The organism is Leptolyngbya sp. FACHB-671, from assembly GCF_014695745.1.
GTDB lineage: Bacteria > Cyanobacteriota > Cyanobacteriia > Elainellales > Elainellaceae > JAAUTN01.
Genome location: NZ_JACJOV010000143.1, coordinates 1 through 5,775, shown reverse-complemented (window position 1 = coordinate 5,775; position 5,775 = coordinate 1). Strand labels below are relative to the sequence as shown.

The 5,775-nt window shown below is 46.0% G+C and carries 8 protein-coding genes; 1 reads left to right on the top strand and 7 read right to left on the bottom strand.

Annotated features, from left to right (window positions below; genetic code table 11):
• Both H6F93_RS22565 and H6F93_RS22560 read right to left on the bottom strand, forming a co-directional pair.
• Positions 1-1,571, bottom strand: a 1,571-nt coding sequence (locus tag H6F93_RS22565; RefSeq protein ID WP_347277347.1) for a PAS domain S-box protein, incomplete at its 3' end; no start/stop codon positions are given.
• Positions 1,572-1,718: 147 nt separating this feature from the next.
• The gene (locus H6F93_RS22560) at positions 1,719-2,207 is read right to left on the bottom strand and encodes a PAS domain-containing protein (protein ID WP_190685630.1); all 489 of its coding nucleotides are present in this window, start codon (positions 2,205-2,207) and stop codon (positions 1,719-1,721) included.
• 595 nt (positions 2,208-2,802) lie between these two features.
• On the opposite strand from H6F93_RS22560, the gene H6F93_RS22555 reads away from it, so the two are divergent.
• A complete protein-coding gene (locus H6F93_RS22555) occupies positions 2,803-3,156 on the top strand; it encodes a hypothetical protein (protein WP_242043573.1) in 354 nt (117 codons plus the stop codon).
• A 140-nt stretch (positions 3,157-3,296) separates the two neighbouring features.
• On the opposite strand, the gene H6F93_RS22550 is transcribed toward H6F93_RS22555, so the two are convergent.
• The 5 genes from H6F93_RS22550 to H6F93_RS22530 all read right to left on the bottom strand — a co-directional run bounded on the left by H6F93_RS22550 (position 3,297) and on the right by H6F93_RS22530 (position 5,721).
• Positions 3,297-3,503, bottom strand: a complete 207-nt coding sequence (locus tag H6F93_RS22550; RefSeq protein ID WP_190685624.1) for a hypothetical protein — start codon at positions 3,501-3,503, stop codon at positions 3,297-3,299.
• Positions 3,504-3,522: 19 nt separating this feature from the next.
• On the bottom strand, positions 3,523-3,783 hold the full coding sequence (locus H6F93_RS22545) for a hypothetical protein (protein ID WP_190685621.1): 261 nt from the start codon (positions 3,781-3,783) through the stop codon (positions 3,523-3,525).
• An 88-nt stretch (positions 3,784-3,871) separates the two neighbouring features.
• On the bottom strand, positions 3,872-4,192 hold the full coding sequence (locus H6F93_RS22540) for a helix-turn-helix domain-containing protein (RefSeq protein ID WP_190685619.1): 321 nt from the start codon (positions 4,190-4,192) through the stop codon (positions 3,872-3,874).
• Positions 4,189-4,752: a hypothetical protein gene (locus H6F93_RS22535; protein ID WP_190685616.1), complete on the bottom strand. Its 564-nt coding sequence runs from the start codon at positions 4,750-4,752 to the stop codon at positions 4,189-4,191. The genes H6F93_RS22540 and H6F93_RS22535 overlap by 4 nt, the downstream gene beginning before the upstream one ends.
• 111 nt (positions 4,753-4,863) lie before the next feature.
• Positions 4,864-5,721, bottom strand: a complete 858-nt coding sequence (locus H6F93_RS22530; RefSeq protein WP_190685613.1) for a DUF5895 domain-containing protein — start codon at positions 5,719-5,721, stop codon at positions 4,864-4,866.
• Positions 5,722-5,775 lie beyond the last annotated feature (54 nt).

The following is a 5,775-nucleotide window of genomic DNA, read 5'->3' as shown; positions in this document are numbered from 1 at the left end:
AGCAAGTTATTGATTAATCTTGCTTCGCGTGTGCACTCATCTTGCAGAATTTGTAAGTAACGATTCACCCTACCTTGCTCAGCTATGACCTGATCTCGACCAAGGGTAAGACTGAGCATTTGAATCGCCATCTTCATGTTCGTTACAGGAGTACGCAATTCGTGGGAGATTGTACTTAAGAAGTCATCCTTGAGTTGATTGAGTTCCTCTAGTTTCTCAACCTGAATGCTTTGTGCCCGGTAAAGCCTTGCTTGACGCAGAGCGATCGCACACTGACTTGCTACTTGCTGCACCAATCGAACTTCTGATTCCTCAAAAGCATCATCTCGCTGATGGCATAACCGTAAGTCGCCCAAAACTTCTTGTCCATCGGAAATAGGACAAACCAAAATAGCTAATTGCTCCTGTGCTGACCGAATCAGAGTAGGGACTATCTCACAAAACTGAAGACACTGACCTCGTAGAAGCTGAGAGTAGAGTTCAAAGAAGTCTAAAAATGCTATACGTCTTCGAGCTGAAATGGTTGAGGTTATATACGCGCAATAAACAGAGGCAGCCCCTTGGTTGACATCATAAAGAGAAGTATCACAGTAGTGACAACCAAGACCGATCGCTACTTGCTCAACTACGACTTGTAAAATTTGACTTTCGTCAAGCGTATCTCTTACCTTTTCTGTAATTCGCCTGAGTACTGTTTCAAATACCAGAGTCTGTTGTAGTTGAGCAGTACGCTCCCTCACCTGTTGTTCAAGACTGGCATTGAACTGATGTAGGATTTTCTCAACTTTTTTACTCTCAGTCAGGTCCTGCATAATGGCATAAAATCCTAAAATTTCACCTGACTCAGCGATATCTGGAATATAGTTAACAGTCAGATATCGCTCACTGCCATCAGCAAAATTCCAGGTGACTTCATACGTTACCTTCTCACCAGACAGGGCAGCTTCCACATATTTCTGAACTCTTGGGTAAGCTGAGGTTCCCATAAACCCCTCAACCGTTTGACCCACTATCTCGTCAGAAGAAACTTTTGACCATTCTCCGTACTGCTGGCTGACGTACTGATAACGCTTCTGCGAGTCTACGTAGGAAACTTTGCCCGCCAGCGAATCTGTGACCAGTCGAAATTGTTTCTCTTTATGACGTAACTTTTCCTCAAATTCCTTAATCTGAGTTACGTCTTCTCCAAACAAGATGAAAATATTACTGGATTTGGGTAAACCAGAAAGGTTTAATCTTACCCAAGGCGCAGACCTACTTGGGTGGAGCGAGCGAATTTTGCAGTCAATCGTCTGAATTAATTGCTCACCGGTGTTGGTTAATGTGCTTTGCAGGGTTTCCCATGTTTCTAGATCGAGAAGCTCTAGAATGGATATCTCCATCAACTCCGATATAGTACAGCCAAGAGATTGAGCACAGGATTTATTTACATCAAGAATCTTTCCTGTTTCATCTAAGATGAAACAGAGACCTGGAGAATTGTCATATACAGCTTTATACAGCTCCAGTTCATCTTCTGGCTGTAAGGTCATTACCTGAGCATCCTCACGGTCTGGCTTTTTGTTTAGCACTGGCAACTGACTTTTCAGCTAATACATAATTCATCTGCAATCGATGCCTCACCAAATAAGGCTGTCTGACATCCTCCCTATCTGAGATCGTGTCTGGCAGCCTTGCTAGTTTATGTTCAATCGAAAAATCTTCAGGTAAGAGAAAAGCTATGCTGAGGCTCCTGCACCTACAAGTTGCGATTGCATCTTCTCCTGTAGTGCTTCCCTCAAATGCTTGAGTTCTGTCACATCCAGGCATGATGCAAAAAAGCCCAGTACTTCTCCTGTATGGCTCAGGTGTGGAATGTAGTCGATTACCATAGTACGCTCTTCACCGTCTTCAAACCGTTTGGTGAATTCGTAGTGAACTTCTTGACCGGCTAATGCCATGTCCAGATACTTTTGCAGTTTTTGCGCTCCCTCGGTTCCCATCAAGTCTTCTACGGTCTTTCCTACAATCTCCTCACTAGGCTTCTGGTACCATTCCTGGTACTCCTGGCTGACATATTGGTATCTCAGTTGTGCATCAAGATATGAAAACTTGCCCGGTACAACCCGCGTTATAGCATCCCGTTGAAAGGTTATCAATTCTAGTTGCTCTTCTAAATCAGAAATTTTCTGAGACAGAGCTTGATTTAGTTCTAGATCAGTTGCCATTTTATAAACCTCATCCATGCACTTCACCCTTAGCTTGACAGAGATATTTGAGAATTTCAACTCGAAATTGGGGCGTTGAACTCAGAATTTTGGTTAGCGTAAACATTCTTTGAACTAATATTAAAAGAATCTAAATCCACCTCTGCTTCTGAGTTACATAAAGGGCAATCAGTAGACCAATCGCCTTATTTCAGGTTCCAAAGTTTTGAGTTCAGCACCTACTGATTTCTTCTTTAGTTTTCATCTGTTAATCATGCTTCTACTTTTACTAATGAGGTTTTGCGCCCCTTTGGTTCGTCCTTAGTTAAATAATTTCTTTAATGTTTCAATTGAAACAAAACTATCGATTAAGAGATTGTAATGATAACTCTTCAATTTGGTGTTTGTCCTTGCTTAGAATGACCGGAAATAATACATCTATGGGCAATTCTGCAAAATTTTTCCTCCCTGCCTATTGTTAACCAGAACTTTCTCTAGTTCAGGATCAACCCTGTTCAAATCCACTCCTTCATCCCACCAGCCAGGTTGCTACCTGGAACAAACAACTAAACTCCTGGCGATCGGTCCCCTATGCGATTAGGATAGGGCGGTAGCGTTGAAGCGAATAATGCGCCTTTTCCTTAAACTTATTGGGTTAGCACTGCTGTTGGTCGGGATCTACTTTTTAGGACAGAACATCATTTTCACCACTCAAACAGCGCCCTACTGGTGGCGAGATATTTCTGCTGCTGGCTCAGTTCTAGCCGTCACAAGTGGGATTGTTGCCTTGCTGTTCTTTAACAGAAGTACTGGTGCTCTCGGTTGGATTTTAGTGGGATTAGGGATTCTGCTGGTCTTTGTTAGTGGCGGCGTTATTCTCAGACCAACCAGCCTGTGGACTTTCTTCCTGGCATTTGTCTCGCTTGTAGGAGGATTGCAACTGATTACGACAGGTCGGGTTCGCTTCTAAGTTAGAAGCATTGATGCCTCTTCATGGAATAGCCAGGTTTACTAACCTTTCAGCGACAGCAAAGGTTAACCAGAAGAACTGGAGCTTTGTGAACTTCCACAAAGCTCCAGTTCCTAAAGGGGAGATTGCCAATCTAGAATTCATCCTACCCTGACTTTGCTTGGCTGCTGTGGCTCTAAGGCAGGATCAAACATGATCTTAAACTGGGCATCTGGGATCAGACGAGATAAAGCCCCAAGATGGGCTTCTGCATCCCCACGCCGACGAAACCGAGCAACAGTAATTCCCTGCAAGTTCGGCAGCGTGCGAACAATACACCAGGGAGACAATCTATCAACGTAACTCATGAGCAGGCTCCAAAACGTTTCAATGTTGGGTAAGGGCAAGTCCGATTAGGTTGGAGAGATGATGATAGGTAGGAGCATCATCGAGAGGATGAAGGACCCAGGCACTAATGGGAGCAGGCTGAAACGTCAGGTAATAGGACTTGCCTTGATCTACTCCAATTGTCCAAACAGCTTGCTTGGGTCGTTTTCGAGTTGAATACCCTGCCGCTTTGAGGGCTGAGCGAATCTGCACGATTTCCTGTGCGACTCGCCCTCCCTCTGCTCCTCTAGACCGTTCCAAGATGCAATCCCCTTAATCAGACCGAAGCTAGGCTACAAAGGAGAAAAAGAAAAAGATATGGCACCCCGCCATATCTTTTTTGGCATTTTTATGCATCAGGAGCATTTTGCTCATGGGGAGGCAAAGCGCACAACACCTGGCGCAGATCCTCAGGAATCTCCTCAAAATGCTCCAACAAGAAATCCATCAAAGCGAGATGGCGCAAGTCAGCAGGAAGAGGGCGACGATATTGCCGTCCTCGACCAAACCAGCGGTGTACCGTTGAGGGGGAACGAGCGCAGATGGCGGCGATTGCTTCATAGCTAACCTGCCACTTGGCGTAGAACTGCTGCGGTGACATACCCAGGCGACACCGGCTATAGAGCCTGATTAACTCCTGCTCCCGCTGATGAAGAGGACGAGAATTCATGGGTTCTCCTCCTCATCATTGGCTTCCAGGTCATCCTCCCAGGCAGTATCAGCAAGGGTACAGCCACAAGGCTCTTTCAGCCAGACTAGATATTTCCACGTCCAACTTCCCAGATGTCGAGCATAAGCGTAGAAGCGCCCAATCACGATACCCGTGTTCGTTTGAGTATGAGAGGGTAGAGGAATCCAGCGAACAGCATCGCCATACACAAACAGGGGAGTCGTAACCTGGTGGGGAAAGTTCTCTGGTAACTTCACTGGGGATTGTAGAGGTTTCAGGTCGAGTGGAGGTAACTGGGCGATCGCCTCAGTGTCTCCGTTTCTTAGCACGTTGAGATACCCTGCAACGAGGGTTCCTTGAAGGCTCAGGGTAAGCTGATGGATTAGAAGTGCAGCAAGGCTTTCCACCTCTTCTGGGGTTAGATGCATCAGCGTTGGATCAAAGTCCAAATCGCTGAAGTTGCTCAATCCCTCCATCAGTTGAGCAACATTGAAATCACAAAGGGCTTGCTGATAGCTGCTGGAGCGATCGCAGCAATCGGATTGGTGAATATCTTTCATAAGTCGAAGCCTGCAAAGAAATTGCCCCGACAGCGGGAGCGATCGGGGCAAGGGTTGAATCAAGATGTCGGTAGTAGGATTGATTCTTCAATCCCCAATGGATGAAGCGCTCTAGAAGTCTTCATCGTAGGCGTAATGTTCACTCTCACTATCCTTTAAGGTGTCTTCCCCTTGAAACCTTCGCTGCTGTGCCTGGAGTTCTCGCTCCAAGCTTCCGAACTGTGCCCAATCCTCAAACTCCCCGAGAATCTTCTCTTTAACTCGTTCGTTGTAGCCGACAAAGTAGGACTTCCAGGTATCGGCAGTGGGAGAACCATAGGTTTCGATTGAACAGGCCCATGACTTCTTGCGATCTCCTTTCAGTTCTGGTTTGACCCGAACTGCCAGAATTGATAGCGCCATGAAGCGATCGCCCCTCGGCTTCCTCGCGCCAGTGGCAATGCCGTAAGCCTTGCTCATCTCACTTTGAAACTTCCGGACGACTTCCCCAAAGCAGCCATTGAAGGAACCTTTGGCAGTTAGCAGCAGTGGGGAAGTGTGAAAAAGGACTTTGCTCTTGCTAACGAGATAGACGAGGTAGCGAGTTTTGAGAACAACTGTGTTGCGATCGTAACGAAACTTCTGAAATGCTCCCAAAAACTCATCACTTTCACGCTCAAACATCATTAGCTTTGATTTCCGCAGAATTAAAAATCGAGCGGTTAGGGAGCGATAGCCTTCTGCGGTTTCCCCGCTTTGAAACTGCTCGGTGTGCGGTGTCCATTCCTCATTGGGGATAAATCCGGCTGCTTCCATATTTTGGAGCGTGATGAAGAAACCAGATTTGTCGGGATTCTGATGATTGAGCATCTGGATGTAAGGCAAAGTCTCATGCCCTCCCTCAAACTGCTCAGAATCAAACTCGTCCTGTTGTCCAGTAGGTTGTTGACCATCGGGTTGAAATACCATTGTTGATGTCATAAATGCCATGATGAAAACCTTGATTGGAAGTGAAGTGATGAAGTGGGGCGAGGTTCTAAACCT

Bases quoted from the DNA above. Each gene is read 5' to 3' on its own strand.
- H6F93_RS22550 (WP_190685624.1), bottom strand. From the start codon at position 3,503: ATGAGTTACGTTGATAGATTGTCTCCCTGGTGTATTGTTCGCACGCTG.
- H6F93_RS22530 (WP_190685613.1), bottom strand. From the start codon at position 5,721: ATGGCATTTATGACATCAACAATGGTATTTCAACCCGATGGTCAACAA.
- H6F93_RS22535 (WP_190685616.1), bottom strand. From the start codon at position 4,752: ATGAAAGATATTCACCAATCCGATTGCTGCGATCGCTCCAGCAGCTAT.
- H6F93_RS22540 (WP_190685619.1), bottom strand. From the start codon at position 4,192: ATGAATTCTCGTCCTCTTCATCAGCGGGAGCAGGAGTTAATCAGGCTC.
- H6F93_RS22560 (WP_190685630.1), bottom strand. From the start codon at position 2,207: ATGGCAACTGATCTAGAACTAAATCAAGCTCTGTCTCAGAAAATTTCT.